Annotated in this window: 16 protein-coding genes; 7 read left to right on the forward strand and 9 right to left on the reverse strand. The window is 62.4% G+C overall.

Annotated elements, in window-relative coordinates:
- Positions 1-103 precede the first annotated feature (103 nt).
- Complete coding sequence (locus tag KVY23_RS03870) at positions 104-994, forward strand: alpha/beta hydrolase (RefSeq protein ID WP_230555373.1); 891 nt, start codon at positions 104-106, stop codon at positions 992-994.
- Between the two features lie 77 nt (positions 995-1,071).
- Positions 1,072-1,980: a fumarylacetoacetate hydrolase family protein gene (locus tag KVY23_RS03875; protein ID WP_230555374.1), complete on the forward strand. Its 909-nt coding sequence runs from the start codon at positions 1,072-1,074 to the stop codon at positions 1,978-1,980.
- A gap of 72 nt (positions 1,981-2,052) precedes the next feature.
- On the opposite strand, the gene KVY23_RS03880 is transcribed toward KVY23_RS03875, so the two are convergent.
- The 5 genes from KVY23_RS03880 to KVY23_RS03900 form a co-directional block, all read right to left on the reverse strand.
- On the reverse strand, positions 2,053-3,126 hold the full coding sequence (locus KVY23_RS03880) for an alkene reductase (protein WP_230555375.1): 1,074 nt from the start codon (positions 3,124-3,126) through the stop codon (positions 2,053-2,055).
- Positions 3,127-3,267: 141 nt separating this feature from the next.
- A complete protein-coding gene (locus KVY23_RS03885; RefSeq protein ID WP_230555376.1) occupies positions 3,268-3,639 on the reverse strand; it encodes a DoxX family protein in 372 nt (123 codons plus the stop codon).
- Between the two features lie 50 nt (positions 3,640-3,689).
- Positions 3,690-5,222, reverse strand: a complete 1,533-nt coding sequence (locus tag KVY23_RS03890) for an FAD-dependent monooxygenase (RefSeq protein ID WP_230555377.1) — start codon at positions 5,220-5,222, stop codon at positions 3,690-3,692.
- Complete coding sequence (locus tag KVY23_RS03895; RefSeq protein ID WP_230555378.1) at positions 5,219-6,118, reverse strand: alpha/beta fold hydrolase; 900 nt, start codon at positions 6,116-6,118, stop codon at positions 5,219-5,221. Before KVY23_RS03895 ends, KVY23_RS03890 begins: the two co-directional genes overlap by 4 nt.
- Before the next feature lie 10 nt (positions 6,119-6,128).
- The gene (locus KVY23_RS03900) at positions 6,129-6,938 is read right to left on the reverse strand and encodes an alpha/beta fold hydrolase (protein ID WP_230555379.1); all 810 of its coding nucleotides are present in this window, start codon (positions 6,936-6,938) and stop codon (positions 6,129-6,131) included.
- A gap of 163 nt (positions 6,939-7,101) precedes the next feature.
- Between KVY23_RS03900 and KVY23_RS03905 the strand changes: the two genes are divergently transcribed.
- The gene (locus tag KVY23_RS03905) at positions 7,102-7,779 is read left to right on the forward strand and encodes a TetR/AcrR family transcriptional regulator (RefSeq protein WP_230555380.1); all 678 of its coding nucleotides are present in this window, start codon (positions 7,102-7,104) and stop codon (positions 7,777-7,779) included.
- Between the two features lie 42 nt (positions 7,780-7,821).
- Here the strand turns inward: KVY23_RS03905 and KVY23_RS03910 are convergent, their stop codons facing one another.
- Both KVY23_RS03910 and KVY23_RS03915 read right to left on the reverse strand, forming a co-directional pair.
- Positions 7,822-8,595 (reverse strand): SDR family NAD(P)-dependent oxidoreductase, encoded by a 774-nt coding sequence (locus tag KVY23_RS03910; protein WP_075838207.1) that lies wholly within the window; start codon positions 8,593-8,595, stop codon positions 7,822-7,824.
- Entirely contained in the window at positions 8,595-9,500 is a 906-nt protein-coding gene (locus KVY23_RS03915) for a sugar phosphate isomerase/epimerase (protein ID WP_230555381.1), read from the reverse strand. The genes KVY23_RS03910 and KVY23_RS03915 overlap by 1 nt, the downstream gene beginning before the upstream one ends.
- A 172-nt stretch (positions 9,501-9,672) precedes the next feature.
- Between KVY23_RS03915 and KVY23_RS03920 the strand changes: the two genes are divergently transcribed.
- The 4 genes from KVY23_RS03920 (at position 9,673) to KVY23_RS03935 (ending at position 13,705) form a co-directional block, all read left to right on the forward strand.
- Positions 9,673-11,031, forward strand: coding sequence for an MFS transporter (locus tag KVY23_RS03920; RefSeq protein ID WP_075838292.1), 1,359 nt, complete (start codon positions 9,673-9,675; stop codon positions 11,029-11,031).
- Positions 11,028-11,933 carry a transketolase gene (locus KVY23_RS03925; protein WP_230555382.1) on the forward strand — a complete coding sequence of 302 codons (906 nt, stop codon included), beginning with the start codon at positions 11,028-11,030 and terminating at the stop codon, positions 11,931-11,933. Before KVY23_RS03920 ends, KVY23_RS03925 begins: the two co-directional genes overlap by 4 nt.
- On the forward strand, positions 11,930-12,919 hold the full coding sequence (locus KVY23_RS03930; protein WP_230555383.1) for a transketolase family protein: 990 nt from the start codon (positions 11,930-11,932) through the stop codon (positions 12,917-12,919). Before KVY23_RS03925 ends, KVY23_RS03930 begins: the two co-directional genes overlap by 4 nt.
- A gap of 123 nt (positions 12,920-13,042) precedes the next feature.
- Positions 13,043-13,705 (forward strand): GntR family transcriptional regulator, encoded by a 663-nt coding sequence (locus tag KVY23_RS03935; RefSeq protein WP_230555384.1) that lies wholly within the window; start codon positions 13,043-13,045, stop codon positions 13,703-13,705.
- A gap of 56 nt (positions 13,706-13,761) precedes the next feature.
- On the opposite strand, the gene KVY23_RS03940 is transcribed toward KVY23_RS03935, so the two are convergent.
- Together KVY23_RS03940 and KVY23_RS03945 are read right to left on the reverse strand one after the other, a co-directional pair.
- A complete protein-coding gene (locus KVY23_RS03940; RefSeq protein WP_230555385.1) occupies positions 13,762-14,997 on the reverse strand; it encodes a YncE family protein in 1,236 nt (411 codons plus the stop codon).
- Between the two features lie 137 nt (positions 14,998-15,134).
- Positions 15,135-16,823: a BCCT family transporter gene (locus tag KVY23_RS03945; protein WP_230555386.1), complete on the reverse strand. Its 1,689-nt coding sequence runs from the start codon at positions 16,821-16,823 to the stop codon at positions 15,135-15,137.
- Between the last annotated feature and the right edge of the window lie 63 nt (positions 16,824-16,886).

A 16,886-nucleotide genomic window follows, 5' to 3' on the forward strand; every position in this document is an offset into this window, starting at 1 on the left:
GGCCGGGCCGGTAGACCCCGATCACGACGCACTTGCCCTGGACCGGCGCTCGAGGCAGGCTGGCGATCCGGCAGTGGTGGTAGCCGATATCCGGGGGGATGCTGTGAGTACGCGACGAGATGTCGAATTCAAGTCTGGTGAGACCACGTGTGCTGCGTGGCTCTATGAGCCGAACGACGGCAGCAGGGCGCCGGTCATCGTGATGGCGCACGGTCTCGGTGGTGTCCGCGAAATGCGGCTCGATGCCTATGCCGAGCGCTTCGTCGAGGCCGGCTACGCGTGCCTGGTGTTCGACTACCGCAATTTCGGAGCCAGTGGCGGCGAGCCGCGGCAACTGGTCCACATCGGCATGCAACTCGCCGACTGGGCCGCAGCGATCGCATTCGCGCGCACCCTCGACGGAGTGGACACCTCCCGGATCGTTCTGTGGGGTTCGTCCCTCAGCGGGGGTCATGTTCTCAAAGCCGCCGCCGCAGACGGGAATATCGCGGCGGTCGTGTCTCAAGGCCCCTTCACCGACGGTCTCGCCTCCGCAATGGCGATGCCGCTGAGGACAACCATCGGCGTCACACCGCGGGCGATCCGTGACGTCCTCGCCGCCATCCGAGGCGCAGCGCCGGTGACGGTACCGCTCGTCGCCGAGTACCGCGGCACCGCATTGATGGCGAGCCGCGACGCACTCGCCGGGTATCGGAGTCTGCAGCCACCGGGATCATCGCTTCCAAGTGAAGTTGCGGCACGATTCGCGTTCGACATTCTCCGCTACTTCCCGGGACGAGCGGCACGCCGAATCGCCGCTCCGGTGCTGTTCTGCGTGTGCAATCCGGACACCGTTGCGCCGACCAAGCAAACACTGCGTCATGCGGCCACGGCGCCGCAGGGCGAGATCGTGGTGTACCGATTCGGTCACTTCGAAATCTATGTCGGCGAGGCTTTCGAACGCGTCGTATCGGACCAGTTGGCATTCCTACGTCGAGTGATCCCTACCGGATGAGCCGAGTCGGCATGTAGCATCTGCCCGAACGCCATAATCGGCATTTCGGGGGAAATTCGGTTCGAAACGGGGGGTTCATGAAGCTTCGCAGGGTACACACCGGCGACGGGGCTGTCGCCGAGTACCAAAACGGCGACGGTAGCTGGGATACGCTGGGCGACAACAGCGCATTGGGTGGCAGTCCGTTCGACGAGCAGTGGGTCCGGTCGGTCGATCGGCGTCATCGACAGTCCTCGGATCTGACACTGCCGTTCCATCCGGTATCGTTCCGAGACTTTCTGCTGTACGAGCAGCACAACATCGCCGCGAGCCGCGGTCTCGTACGCCGGTTCCATCCGGGGCAGTTCAGGGCTACCGCGGTCGTTGAGAAGCTCACTGGCAGGCCCTTTCCGAAGTTCAAGCCCGCCAAGCTCTTCTACGAACAGCCCATCTACTACATGTCGAATCACCTCACGTTCGTGCCTAGTGGCACCCCGGTGAAGATGCCGTCGTATTCGCGCGCACTGGATTACGAACTGGAGATCGGGTTCGTCCTGTCGGCGCCGCTTCGCAACGCGTCGCCAGCCGAGGCGACAGCCGCGATCGGCTCCTTCGTCCTGTTGAACGACTTCAGCGCACGCGACGTACAACGACGTGAGATGGGCTCGGGATTCGGACCGCAGAAGTCGAAGCATTTCGGGTCATCGATGTCCTCGACCGCCGTCACAGCTGACGAGGTCCTTCCGCGCATCAACGATCTCACCGGCACGGTGGCCCTCAATGGCGAGGTAGTGAGCCGCGTCAACAGCGCCGGCATGCAGTGGAGCCTCGGCGAGATGCTTGCGCACGCTTCTCGGGACGAGCAGCTTCTTCCCGGCGAATTGTTCGGTACCGGAACGCTTCCCGGCGGTAGCGGCATGGAGACGGGCAACTGGCTGAGCATCGGCGACACCCTCACCCTGACTCTGGACAACATCGGCACGGTGGAGCACAAGATCATCGGCTGACGTTCATCGTGATGCCTACAGAGACGGCCCGCGCCTGTGTCAGGGGCGGGCCGTCTCTGTCCTCGGATTCTTCTACGACTGCAGCGCCGGGTAGTCGGTGTAGCCCTCGGCTCCAGCCGAGTAGAAGGTGCTCGGGTCCACAGCGTTCAGCGGTAGATCCCTGCTCCAACGGTAGACGAGATCGGGGTTGGCGATGGCCGGGCGGCCCACGACCACTGCGTCGCCGACGCCGCCAGCCATGATCGACAGCGCCTCCTCCCGCGTGGTGATCTCGCCGAAGCCGCTGTTGACCAGGACAGGGCCACTGAAGGCCCGGCGCAGGTCTTGCACCAGTTCGCCCGCCGGGTTCTTGTGTAGCACACTGAGATACGACAGGCCGAGTGGCGAGATACGATCGAGAAGACTGCCATAGGTTGCGCGTACGTCGTCGCCGTCCGTCTCCAATGCATCCTGAATGTTGTGCTCGGGCGAGATGCGGATACCCACTCGACCCGCGCCGATGGCGTCGGCGACGGCCTCGACCACCTCTGCAACGAAACGCGCGCGGTTCTCCGGCGATCCACCGTAGGAGTCCTCGCGTCGGTTGGAAGCCGGTGACAAGAACTCGTGCAGCAGATAGCCGTTGGCCGCGTGCAGCTCGACGCCGTCGAATCCGGCAGCGATCGCGTTCTTCGAGCCCTGTACGAACTCTTCGATCACCGAGGACAGCTCGTCGGTGCCCAATGCCCGCGGGACGGGGTACGGCTCCTTGCCGTCGTAGGTACGCGTCACACCGTCGATGGCGATGGCGCTCGGAGCCACGACCTCGCGGCCTCCGGTTGTCGCCGCGTGTGTGACGCGTCCGGCGTGCATCACCTGGGCGACGATGAGCCCGCCCTCGGAGTGGACTGCGTCGGTCACCTCGCGCCATCCGGCTATCTGCTCGGGCGTCACCAACCCCGGCTGACCGGGAAATCCTTGACCGGCATGGCTCGGGTAGGTGCCCTCACTGACGATCAGGCCGAGTGTGGATCGCTGGCGGTAGTGCTCGGCCACCAGCGGTCCGGGAACACCGTGACGACCGGACCGCACCCGCGTGAGCGGGGCCATCACCAGCCGGTTCTGCAGAGTCAGATCGCCTAGGGTCAACGGAGAAAACAACGTCACTGGTTCGCCTCTTTCCTTGCACGCGTACAGGTTCTGCCTCGCGGGCATGCGTGGCACAGAACCTCTCGGGGGCACAACCTGTCCGCGGCGCCCGACATTCCCGATCGAGACGGGTGTCACTCGTGTCCAGTGAGTCGAGGCTCAACCCCAGAGTACGAAAGCCTGCACCACAACGTAGACGGCGGAGATGGCGAGAGCCACGATGGCCGGCACAATGCCCTTGATCGCATCACCGGCCCGAACGTGGAATGCCACTGCGCCGACCATCAAGGCAACCACCGCGATACCCGCGACGAGGCCCAGACCGTTGAGCCAGATGCCGACGAGGATCCCGACCGCACCGGCGATCTCGGCGAATCCGATCAGCCGGTATTGGTTCCACGGGATCGAGAAGTGCTCGGCCGATTCACGCATCGCAGGCTTGCCGGCAATCTTGCTTCCGCCCGCGCCCACCAGGACCAATGCGGTCAGCACTCCGGAAACCGCGAGGAGCACTACGTGAACAGTCGACATGAGATTCCTTTGTTCGAGAGTGACAAGAGATTGCGATACGTGTCCATCGGTCAGGACATCGACGTCATAGTACTGACCACCGCGGTGATCGGCTCGAGTTCATCTACGAGCGCGATCGCCGCAATGTATCCGTCGGGGCGAACAAGAAACGCCGTTGGGCGGGACACCCCATAGGCAGACCGGAAACTTCGATCGATATCGGAGACAACGTCATCGGCAGTGGCATTCGAAGCGTCGATCGCGATCGTCCGTAGTTCGGCACCGAACGTAGGCCACTCGATGCTCGCGAGCGCTTCTGGAGCACCCGGCCCGTAGGCGATCGCGGTGAAATGCGTGCCACGGAAGAGCTCGAACAGCCTCGTCGTTGTCCCATCGCGATCGAGACGAGCATCCGGCGCCCGATCCCCCGCCGCAAGTGTCGATGTGGACGCGTTCGCCGACGATGCCAGCGGTCCGCCGTTGTAGGTGACGGCCAGTTGATATTCGTCCTTGCCGCGCGCGAGGGCGGCCGGACTCATCGTTGCGATCGCGTCGTACTTTTTGGTCGCGAGACCGAGCACCGTCGCTGCAACGGGCTGGCGTTCGGCCTCGTACGAATCGAGGAGAGTGTCCGACGCACCTTGCAGCACGCCGGCAAGTTTCCAGCCGAGATTGTAGCTGTCCTGCACACCGGTGTTCAGCCCCTGTGCCCCGGCGGGCGGGTGAACGTGGGCCGCATCGCCGACCAGCAGAACCCTGCCCTTCCGATATTTCGCGGCTATACGGATGTTGGGCCGGAAGACGCTCTGCCATGCGATGTCGGTGAGCCGGAGCTTCTTCTTGGTGCGGGCTCGGACGCGGCCGGTGATCGCCTCAGCAGTGGTCGGGGGCGTCTCGTCCGGGTCGAGCTTGATCATCCATTGAAACAAGTTCGAATCGGGCAGCGGGCATGCCCCGACGAACTTCCCGCCGACCGGCCAAATATGCCAATACTTCCGGCTCAAGTCACCTTCGACCACGGCATCGACGATGAGCATGCGATCTTCCTCATCGGTCGTACCTTCGAATGCAATTCCCACCGATTTACGCACGACACTGGAGCCTCCGTCGGCACCCACAACGAACTTCGCGCGGACAGCTTCGTCACCGGTCGGTGTCGAGATCTCGACGGTGACGCCGTTTTCGTCCTGCTCGAGGTCGTACACCTCGCACTGGTAGTCGATGCGGCCTCCCAACTCCTCCAGACGATGGTGCAGGGCGCGATCGGTTCGGTGTTGCGGGATGAGCCACGTGCTTGGATACGGCACGCGCTCGCTCGGCTTGTTGACCTTGATCATTGCCCAGGGCACGACCAGCGGCCCGGCATGTATTCCCATCCTCGGGTAGAGCGATCCGCCGTCGAGAATGTCGTCGAGAGCTCCGAGGTCTTCCATGATTTCGAGAGTCCTCGGCTGAATACCCTTGGCGCGCGAGCCGGCGAAGCCGCTCGAAGCCTTGTCCACGATGCGAACATCGATGCCGCGTCGTCTCAGCTCGATGCCCAGCGTGGTGCCGGCGGGGCCGCCACCGACAATCAAGACATCGAGCTTGGTGTTGTCGTTCATGACGTGGTCCGTTCTCGTTCGTTGTCGATGAAGGTCGCCAAGAGCTCGGCAGTGCGAGCTGGGCGTTCGTATGGAGCCATGTGTCCGCAGTCAGCGATGACCTCGGCCATGGCCGGCCGGAGCAACGCACTGGCCTGGCCGAATCCGGAGACCGGTGTTACCGCGTCTTCGGATCCCCACGCCAGAAGCGTCGGAGTCGCGGTCTGCCCGATTCGACGAAAAAGCTCTGTGCGGCCGGTGAGTGGGTAGTTCTGCAATGTCGAGAAGAACGCATACATCGATCCCTCGTAGCGAAAGCAGTCGACGACCATCTTCGTCAACGGTTCGACCAACGCGGGATCCAACACGTTGTGCCCGAGGTGACCGAGCAGGATCTTCCGACCGAACCGTTGAGCCACCAGTTTCGCTAGCATGTCGACACCGAGTGCTTTCTGTTGCAGCGCAGCCTTCGTGGACATTCCAGCGGGCCCGATGAGGCTCAACGAGCTGACTGCTTCAGGACGATCCGCGGCGTACGCCATAGCAATGAGTGCCCCCATCGACGTACCGACCAGATGAGGACGGCCGCCGATATTCACATACGAGAGAAGGTCGTCGAGCTGCCGAACGAACATTGCCTCGTCGTATTCACTCCGCGAACGTTCGGAGTATCCACGTCCGTAGGCGCTGTAGCTGAGTGTCCGGAACCCTCGATCATGCAGTTCGCGAGCAACTCCGTCCCAGTAGAGGAGTGGGACGGTCAGACCCGGTACCAACACGACGAGTTCACCGGTAGCCGGACCACCGAGTTCGAAGTGAGTCACACCTGCGGAGAGCGCGGCGAAGCTGCCACGCAGTTCTCCGCCTGCGTCGGCGTCGAACTCGAGGTCTTCGGCACGATGAACGAAGTATTTCATTCGATTCTTCCTAACGAGGGCGATGAAAGAACTCTGCGACGGCGTCCGCGACCCAATCCGGCTGCTCCTCTGGGAGGAGGTGACCACCGTCAGGGTGGATCCGTTCCACTGCGCCCGGAATGTCCGAGGCGAATCGTTGCGGCATGGATCCGCTGGTCAGAACCAATGTGGGCGAGGTGATGCTGCCGAGTTGTCCAGTTCGGTCGACCTGATCTGTGTTCACGAAGTCCACGAACGCACCCTTGTTGCCGGGTTTGGACCACATTCGATGCACGCGGGTGATCATCGCGCCGTCGACGATCGATGAGCCAGGGCCCACCGCGTCGCTCAGGCTGCGTTCGACAGCGCTTCGCGGAAGCCAACGACGCAAAATGGGGCGTGCCCACGGCTTCCTCGCGAGCTGCATTCCCTTCGGCAGCGTCTTGAGCGGGTACCCGGTGGCGTTGACCAGCACGAGCGCCTCTATCCGATCCGGCTGGTCGAGAGCCATATCGAAGGCAATGTTGCCACCGAGCGAGTTACCGAGAATCGTGTGCCGGGGAATGTTCAGCTCGCGGAGGAATCGGGAGACTGTTCGCGCATACGTGCGGATCCGGTAGTCCCGATCCGGGCGAGGACCCGTGCATCCGAAACCGGGCAGATCCATTCGAATGACGTCCCAGTTCGGATCCAGCAACGGCGCCAGAGAATCGAAGTGCTCGAGTGACGATGCAGTTCCATGAAGTAGGACGATGACCCGATCACCGAAACCGGAACGGGTGTAACGAATGTCAACCCCATCATCGGGAAGACTAAGCGATGAGCAGTTGCTGTCAACCATAATGGTTACAGTGTTGCCATAAAGAGCGCAGCTGTCAAGGCTCGACTGACGAGTCGTCATCGCCGAGCCAGGCGAAGTCCCGTCTGGCGATCGACACCGGGCAACACATGGCGCAGAACGCCCTTTAGGATTGCGAATCGAGTACACGGAAGAAACGAGAACGATGAGCGACGAGAGTCCGAAGCCGACAAGGTCGGCCAAACGCGCACCCGGCAGGCCCGCGATGCCGGTCGAGCGCATCGTTTCCACGGCACTCGAACTGGTGGACGAGCATGGCGCCCAGGCATTGTCGATGAGAAGCCTCGCGCAGCGGCTCAACTCGGGGACCGCCACTCTTTACCGTCACTTTGCCAATCGCCAAGAACTCGTATCCCGCGTGGTCGACCAACTGTTCGGCTCGGTGTCGATGTCCTACGAACAACTTCTCGCCCTGCCATGGCCAGACGCGTTGCATACCGTCGCCCAGCACATGTACTCCACCCTCTCACTCCATGCCAAAGCCGCGCCCCTACTCATCGAGCAAGTCCCGACCGGTCCGCAGGCACTGATACAGAGAGAGATGTGCATTGCACGGTTGCTCGCAGCGGGATTCGAGCCGAAACTTGCAGCGCGGACCTACACCACCCTCGCTCACTACGTGCTCGGGTTTGCGGTACAGATCGCTGACGACTCGGTCGACCCCGACGTCGTACGACGGTTCCGCTCTTTGGACACCACCGCCTTTCCTGCCACGGTCGCCGTTGCAGATCACCTGTCTGCACCGCTCGACGACGAGTTCGCCTTCGGGTTACACCTCATGATCGAGGGCCTCAAGACCACTCACATCGATGGGTCGACCTAGACCCCGTCACGGAATCCGCATCGAACCGAATCGCACTCCACCTCAGTGCATGTGGCTTCCCCCGTTGATATCGATCGTGGTTCCGGTCAAGTACGCCGCATCCTCGGAGGACAAAAAGGTAATGACCGAGGCGACCTCCCGGGTGGTGGCGGTGCGACCGAGCGGGATGCCTCGCGCAATAGCCGCTTCCTGCTCGTCGGTGCTGCCGACGCGGATGTTGGTGTCGACAGCTCCCGGTGTGACGGCGTTGATGGTGACGCCGGTGTTTTCCAGCTCGCGCGCAAGCGACTTGGTGAACCCGAGTACGGCAGCCTTGGCGGAGGAGTACGGAACCTTGCCGAACACGCCACCGCCGCGCTGCGCGGACACCGATGACATGGTGACGATCCGGCCCCAGCCTTCGGTGATCATGTCCGGCAGAAACGCCTTGGTCACCAGGTACGTTCCAGTTGCGTTGACCGCGAATACCTTGTTCCACAGCTCCACCGTCGTCTCCATGAACGGAACGGGTGAGGTGATGCCGGCGATGTTGGCGACGGCACCGACAGTGGGCAGCGCCCCGGAGTCGACCTCGGCTTTGACTCGGAAGTAGGCAGAGTTGACCGACGCCTCATCGGCGACATCGATGGCGTGTCCGAAAGCCGGGACGTCGTAGCTGCTGCCGATTTCTGCGGCGACCTTCGCGGACTTTTCACCGTCGAGATCGAGAACTACGATGCCCCAACCATCTTCGGCGTAGCGCTCGGCAGTGGCGCGTCCGATTCCCTTGTCGGAAGCGGCTCCGGTCACTACCGCGGTGCGAATCTTCTTGCCCATCATGAGGTCTCCATCTTCTCGGTTGTCGATATCTTCTCGGTTGTCGATCGATTCAAGAGTGTGGTGATCACGTGCCCGGCGGCGGATGTCGCCGAGGGTCGGTGTTCGTCGGTGACGTCGCGCGTCTCGAGCTCGAGCGTGAAATGCCCGGCGAAACCCGCTGAATGCAGCGCCGTCAAGCCTGCGCCGAAATCGACGTCGCCTCGTCCGACACTGAGATTGATGTTTCCCGGGTCTTCGATGCATTCGGGGCCGTCGAGGTCAACCGCACCTTTCGTAGCGTCGCGAACATGCACGTGAGTGATTCGCCGACCGAAAGCCTCGACGAAGCGAACGGGGTTTCCGCCGGAGGCGACGATGTGGCTGAAGTCCATGACGATCCCGATGCTCGGATTCAGACGCGAGGTCAAGGCGGCGGCACGTATCGAGTTGCAGCAGAGCCTGAACACATGGAGCGATTCGGTCCACACTTCGACTCCATATCCCTGTGCGCACCCGAGCACTAATTCGAAATTCGCCGCGACTCGATCCAGGTCGGTGGCCAGATCGCCGATCGGGGTACGTCCGATCGCCCCGTTCGGCAACACGAGCGCTGTGGCACCGACAGTCGCAGCCAGTTCGAGCAACCCAACGCACTGCGACGACTTGGACAGATCCGTCGCCGGGTCGTTGAGATCACCCACGTCACAGTTGATGGACCGAACTCTCAGACCCGACTTGGAAACCGCGTCGGCGACGTCCTTTACAGCCCGGCCTGTGAGGTCGAGCGGTACGTGATCGCAAACACCAGGCAGTGATCCCAGGTCGATTTCGGTGAATCCGAGATTCCCGATCTGGTCCAGCGCTCGATGGAGCGTCAGGTGCCGGAACGAGATGGTCGAACATCCCAACCGCGATTCGAACATTGATGAATCCCCCTCCGTCGTGATTCACCCCACAGTAAGCCTCGCGCCAGTCAACCGTCAACCGTCGCCGGTTAACTGTTGACAGTGACAGTGTGTTGGGTCACACTCAACTTGTTGACAGTCGACGGTCACTGGACGAGTTTTGAACCACTACCTCTGCAGGAGCGTTCTCATGAGCGACAAAGTTCTCGAAATGCGCGGACCGGTACACGGCACCAAGGACGCGAAACGCGTCGCTGCCGGATCCTCGGTCGGTGCCGTTATCGAAACGTACGACTTCATCGGATTCGGCACCGCCGCCGCTCTGTATTTCGGCACCGCCTTTTTCCCCAACTCGAACTCCGTGACCGGCACGCTCGCTGCGTTCGCCACACTCGGCGTCGGCTTCGCCGCCCGCCCACTCGGCGGCATCGTCGGTGGGCACCTCGGCGACAAGGTCGGCCGCAAGCCTGTTCTGGTCGGATCCCTCATCCTGATGGGAATCGCGACCTTTGCCATCGGACTCCTACCGACCTACGCGCAAGCGGGCGTCGTCGCACCGATCCTGCTGGTGGTCGTGCGCATCATCCAGGGCCTCGCGTTCGGCGCAGAATGGGGCGGCGCGATCCTCATGAGCTACGAACACGCTCCGTGGAGAAAGAAGGGCGCCTTCACCGGCATCGTCCAAGCCGGCTTCCCTGTCGGACTGCTCCTCGCCAACCTCGTCTTCCTCGGTAGCGTCCACCTCGGTGGCGACTGGGCATGGCGAGTTCCGTTCCTGTTCAGCATCGTTCTCGTCGCCGTCGGTCTGATCATCAGGTCCAAGGTTCCCGAGTCCCCCGTCTTCGACGACGTCAAGGATGCCGGCGTCACCAAGTCCCCGATCGTGGAATCGATCAAGCAGGACTGGCCGAACATTCTGCGCGGCATCGGTCTTCGTATCGCCGAGACCGCCGGATACGCCGTGTCCGTCACCTACATGATCTCGTACCTGCACACGCAGAACCTGGCTTCGACATCGGAGACCATCACCGCACTGTGCATCGCGTCTTTCATCGGCATTTTCGCCACCGTGCTGTGGGCCAGGCTCACCGATCGGATCGGCCGTCGCCCGGTCTACCTCGGCGTTTGCGGTTTCGCGGCCCTGTTCGGCATCCCGATGTTCCTTCTCGTCAACACCGGCGTCTTCTTCTTCATCGTTGCGACGATCATCCTGGCCTACGCCGTCTGCCAGAACGCGCTCGCCGGCGCACAGGGTGCATGGTTTCCCGAACTCTTCACCGCTGCGCGCCGCGCATCAGGAGCATCGCTCGCATACCAGATCTCGGCCATGGTGTCCGGCTTCACACCGTTCATCACCACGCTGCTCTTCGTCTGGATTGGGTGGATGGGGCCGGCGCTGCTGTTCGTCACCTACGCACTCATCGGCCTGGCCTCGGCCGTCGCAACCAAGGAGACGTGGGGACGGACCGAACGCCGTCTCGCCGCAGAAGCGGAACTCACCACGCCCCACCCGGCGCACGCCCCCGTCAAAACAAAGGAACTTGCATGACGATCACGACCCCAGCGCCGACGCAGAGCGAGCGCTCCCGCATCGAGAAGGCCGCGGAGTTCGCCTACCGCATGCGACACCACGTCATCGATATGGGCGAGGCCCAGGGCCAGGGCTATGTCGGACAGGCCCTCGGCGCGGCCGACATCTTCGCCGCCGTCTACGCCGACCGGCTGAACTATCGCGCTGAAGACCCCCACTGGGAAGAACGAGATCGCTTCCTTCTCTCCACCGGCCACTACGCCATCGGCCTGTATGCCGCCCTGGCTGCCGCGGGCATCCTTCCCGAAGAGGAGCTCGAGACATACGGCTCCGACGAGTCCCGGCTACCCATGTCCGGAATGGCCTCCTACACACCGGGAATGGAGATATCCGGCGGCTCCCTGGGCCACGGCCTGACAGTCGCAGTCGGCATGGCCCTGGGCCTTCGGCACCAGAACTCGACCGCCCGCGTGTTCAACTTCCTTTCCGACGGCGAGCTCGACGAGGGCTCGACGTGGGAGGCCGCCATGGGCGCCCACCACCACAAGCTCGGCAACCTCATTGCCATGGTCGATATGAACGCACTGCAGGCCGACGGCCCCACCCACGGTGTGCTCGGGATCGAGCCGGTCCACGAGAAGTGGGCCGCGATGGGCTGGAACGTCCACCGTGTGAACGGCAACGACCCCGCCGCGCTTCTCGGTGCGTTCGACTCCGCTTGCGCCGCGGCATCACCCTTCGGTATCCCGTCGGTGGTCATCTGCGACACCAAGATCGGCTACGGCGTCGCACTTCTCGAAACCCGAGAGAAGGCGCACTTCATGCGCATCGACGAACACGAGTGGAGCATCTGCCGCGATGAGCTGACAGGCCGCTTCACCGACCCGACCAACCTGCAGGAAGACAAGGTTCGAGCATGACCACCACGACGCCTCCGAAGCTCAAGACTTCGGCCATGATCGCCTCGTTCGTCGACCCGGGTCAGCGCACCGCCACCGCCCCGTTCGGACACGCACTGGTCCAGGCCGCGAAGGACAACGACAAAATCGTCGGACTGAGCGCTGATCTCGCGAAATACACCGACATGCACATCTTCGCCCAGACGTTCCCGGAGCGCTTTTTCCAGATGGGCATGGCCGAACAGCTGCTGCTGGGCGCATCCGCGGGCATGGCCGAGACCGGACTGATCCCCTTCGCGTCGACATATTCGGTTTTCGCCGCTCGTCGTGCGTACGACTTCCTGTGCCTCGACATCGCCGAGCCCAATCTCAATGTCAACATCATCGGCGGTCTCCCGGGTCTGACGACCGGCTACGGTCCCAGCCATCAGGCGACCGAGGACATCGCGATCTTCCGCGGCATGCCCAACCTGACGATCGTCGACCCGTGCGATTCCATCGATATCGAACAAGCCGTTCCACAGCTCGCCGCGTCGGAGGGTCCGACTTACCTGCGTCTGCTCCGCGGCAAGGTGGCCACAGTCCTCGACGAATACGACTACACCTTCGAACTCGGCAAGGCCAAGGTGGTCCGGCCTGGCAACGACGTCGTCATCGTCTCCAGTGGTCTGATGACCATGCGTGCTCTCCAGGCGGCGACGAACCTCGTCAAGCACAACGTCGACGTATCCGTCGTGCACACACCCACGATCAAGCCGTTCGACAGTGTCACCGTTCTCGCCGAGCTCGATACACCCCGTCTGGCGTTCACGGCCGAGAACCACACCAAGATCGGCGGTCTGTTCGAGACCGTGGCTTCCGCCGTTGTCGAGCGCGGACTCGGCAAGAAGATCGGTGCCATCGCGCTCCCGGACGAATTCCTCGCGGCCGGCGCGCTGCCCACCCTGCACGATCGCTATGGCCTGTCCAGCTCGAGCATCGAGTCTCGCATTCTGGCCGAACTGTAGATCGCAGCGATGGCTCTGCGGTCCGAGAAGACATCGTCGTGTGCACGTACACTCACTGTCGACAGCTACCTGTTGACTGTCTCCCGTGAGACGACCACTTCGTCTCCGATGAAAGGAGGCTCCATGGTGGGGCAATCCGGCACACTTCTCGGACTGCAGAAGACCAATCTGCGTCAACAGGCCGTCACCGCTCTGCGGACCGCCATCACCAGCGGGGAGCTACGCCCGCGCAGCGCACTCGTCGAGACCGAACTATCAGAGCGACTGCAGATTTCCCGCGGCACACTTCGTGAAGCACTGAGGCAGCTGCAGCAGGAAGGCCTCGTCGTCACTGGGGCACGCGGACGGCTTCACGTCCGGCACCTCGACACGAAAGAAATCCAAGACATCTTCTCGGTCCGTGCCGCCCTCGAAGGGCTCGCCGCCGCCGAGATCGCCAAGCACGCCGAACGCGCTCGGATCGTCGCTGACCTGCGAGCGGCACTGGACCTGATGGGAAAGGCGCCGAAGGACGAAACCCTCGACGCCCGCATCGAAGCGGACCTCGACTTTCACCGTCTGCTCTGTCGCTCTGCCGACAACGAGACACTTCTACACTCCTGGAGCAACCTCGAAGGCTCGATCCGCATGTCGATCATGTATGCCGGCCGTGATCGCGCGGTCGGAAACATGGATGCCGACCGCCACCACGAGATCGTCGACGCCATCGACGAGGGCGATCCCAACAACGCCGAACTAGCCGTCCGCACCCACATGACATGGGCAGTCGGCAACCTGGTGGCTTAGCCTCGGTTCACCGCCTGGTCCTAGCGCTATCCACCCCGCGTAGCCCCGCGGGAGACTCACGAGCCCAGGAGAGCAGAGTCGACGACTCCGGTGCGCATGCGCTGCGGATGGTCTCCAACGGCGGTGCTGGCGACTTCGAGACCGGTGTCGAACGATATTGCCGACACCTTGTCGCTGCCGGCCCAGGACACGAAGCAGTACTGCCCGTCGTTGCTCCGGGTGGACCAATACGGCTTCTCGCCCGCGGTCACCAGCGGACCCGCGGTGAGCGTCTCGCGCGAGACGATCGTCGCGTAATCCGACATCGTCCCAGCGACACACATCTTCGTACCGGACGCGTTCATGGCGATACCGTGGTGCGCCGAATCCAACAGATACGACTCACGAGGAAGGGCGGCAGCGGCAGCAGAGATGGGCAATTCGGCGACCCTCGTGACGCGGTCTTGCTGCAAGTCGTACTCGACGACGCCGTGGAAGAACGATACCTGCAGATACAGGAAGCGCTCGTCCGGCGACAGCGTCATGGGACGGACCGACGAGCTCATTCCTGGGTGTCCCGCCTCCGCCAATTTGGTGCCGATGTCGATTTTGCGCACTACCTCGCCTGTCGTGCGATCGTAGAAAGCCATCCAACGCGGGAACTTGGTCACGCCCAATTGTGGTGCATCGAAGGGACTTTCGACACGTCCAATACTTGCGTTGATGATGTATCGGCCGTCTTTGGTGTACACGTTCTCGTGCGGCGAGGTCCCCGTCGGAAAACGGCCGATCTCACTGCCGTCGACCGTGTCGAGGATGTGAACGGTGTTTGCCGTCGACGCCGACACAGCGACTTCGGTGCCGTCCTGCGAGATCGCCATGTGGTCCGCTCGCTGACCATCCACGGCGAAACGCCAGACGATGGCCCCCGACTCGATGTCGATGGAAACCACATCGGCGAAGCTCGGCCGGGACACGATGAGGTTTCTTCCGTCGTTGGTGGTGTACATGTCGTCGGCGTATTGATCGTGTCCCTCACCGACGAGTTGCCGAATGCCCAGATAGAACGCGGTGCGGACCGGGTCACGGTAGATCTCGGCGATTCGTTCGTCCTTGTCCGGTACGACGTCGACGCGACCGTACTGCGTGAGCTCACCGTCCGGTGACATGTAGTCGGCGGTGCCATCCCAATTGTTGGCCACGAAAAGTACATCGGTGAGCCCGGACGGAGTTGCTCCGGCGGGCGACGCCAGAGAAACCGAGAGCAACCCGGCGAGGAGGACAACGAGCGGTGAACGGACTCTGGATCTCACGTCGAACTATCCCCCATCGAATTCTTCCCGACACTGCCATCGAAACAGTATCGGCACAATCACGAAGTGGGGACGTCAATCGCGTTGTGAATGAACACGAGTTCTGGGGGCGACACGATGTGCTGTTCGAGCCGGGCTCACTCTTTGTCGTCACCAGTGCCCGGGTCCGGGGGTGCCGTGTCATCGGAGTCTCTGGCCAGGTTCGATGACCGCACCCTTCCCGACTCGGTTTGTGGCGACGTACCGTTGTGCGTCAAGAACTGTTCGTGGGTGAGCGGCTGGACCTTCACCCGTTCTGCGCGCAAACCCATCACCAAGGTCACGATCATCAGAGACACGAGAATGAAGATCGGTAGACCGATCACCGTGATGACTTCCTGCAGCGCTTGGAGCCCCGCCTCGCCGCCGAGCACGATCAATGTGGCCGCGACCGCGCCTTCGGTGACACCCCAGAACACGCGTTGCCGCACCGGACCGGCATCACCGTCGCCGGAGCACAGCATGTCGATCACCAACGATGCCGAGTCCGAGGACGTGGCGAAGAACAGCGCGACGACCACCACCGCAATGCCCTGAACCAGGGTGGCGGCCGGGAAGTTCTCGAAGAACGCGAACATGGCCAGCGGAACACTCTCGTTCACCGCTTCCGAGATCGGCCCGCCGTCGCCGCCGATACCGTCGATCTTCATCGCCGACCAGCCGAAGATCACGAACCAGACGAGCGTGAACAGTGACGGCGCAGCCAACACCCCGATGACGAACTGGCGGATTGTCCGCCCGCGCGAGATTCGGGCGAGGAAGACACCCATGAACGGGGCCCAGGTCACCGTCCATGCCCAGTAGAAGACGGTCCAGCCGCCCTGCCAACCCCACCCACCGTCCGAGGTGAACTCGGCCATGGAATCGTTCCAGAAGGACAACTGGATGATGTCCTGGGCGTACATACCCAGACTCTCGATCATCTGACGGAGCAAGAACACGGTGTCGGAGGCGATCAGAACGAAGATCATCAGTCCGACGGCGGTGAGGATGTTGACGTTCGACAACCGGCGCACACCCTTGTCCAACCCGACGGCAATCGAGATCGTCGCCACCACTGTGAGGAGGCCGATGATCACCACTTTCGCCCACACCGCGTCGGGTAGGCCGACGAGCTCACTGAGACCGGCGTTGATCTGAGACGTGCCGAGCCCCAATGAAACGGCCAGACCGAAGACGGTGCCCAGCACAGCGAAGACATCGATGGTCTTCCCGATCGGTCCTGAAATACGTTCTTTCAGTATCGGATAGAACACCGAGGACACACGCATCGGCAGCTTGTATCGGTAGATGAAGAAGCCGAACGCCAAACCCGGCAACGTGAAGATCGCCCAAGTGTGCAGGCTCAGGTGATACAGAGAAATACTCATCGCGTCCTGGGACGCTTCGACGCTATAGGGCGCTACACCCTCGAAGGGGGGTGCGGAGAAATGCGAAATCGGCTCGGCAACACCCCAGAACATGAGAACAGTGCCGATGCCGCCGGCGAAGAGCATGGCGAACCACGAAAGGTTCGAGTACGCGGGTCTGTCGTCGTCCTCACCGAGCCGCAGATGGCCGTACTTGCTGATGGCCACCCAGATCAGAAACAGCAACCACACCGTCACGCCGATGATGAAGAGCCAACCGAGGTTGGTGACGATCCATTCGCGGCCGGTGCCGAAAGCGTTTCCGACCCAATCCTGAAAAACCAGGAACAGCACGAGCAGCGCGATCGTCAGACCGGCCGACGTGAAGAAGATGTGGTGGTCGGTTCTGAGGCCGAGTTTGCGAGCAAGTGTTTCCACGGTTGCCGTCACCATCCTCGACGGCACGGTTCGTTGGGTCCGGGTGTGCTCATATATGTGGGG

It is taken from the genome of Rhodococcus sp. I2R, assembly GCF_020889545.1.
Taxonomy (GTDB): Bacteria; Actinomycetota; Actinomycetes; order Mycobacteriales; family Mycobacteriaceae; genus Rhodococcoides.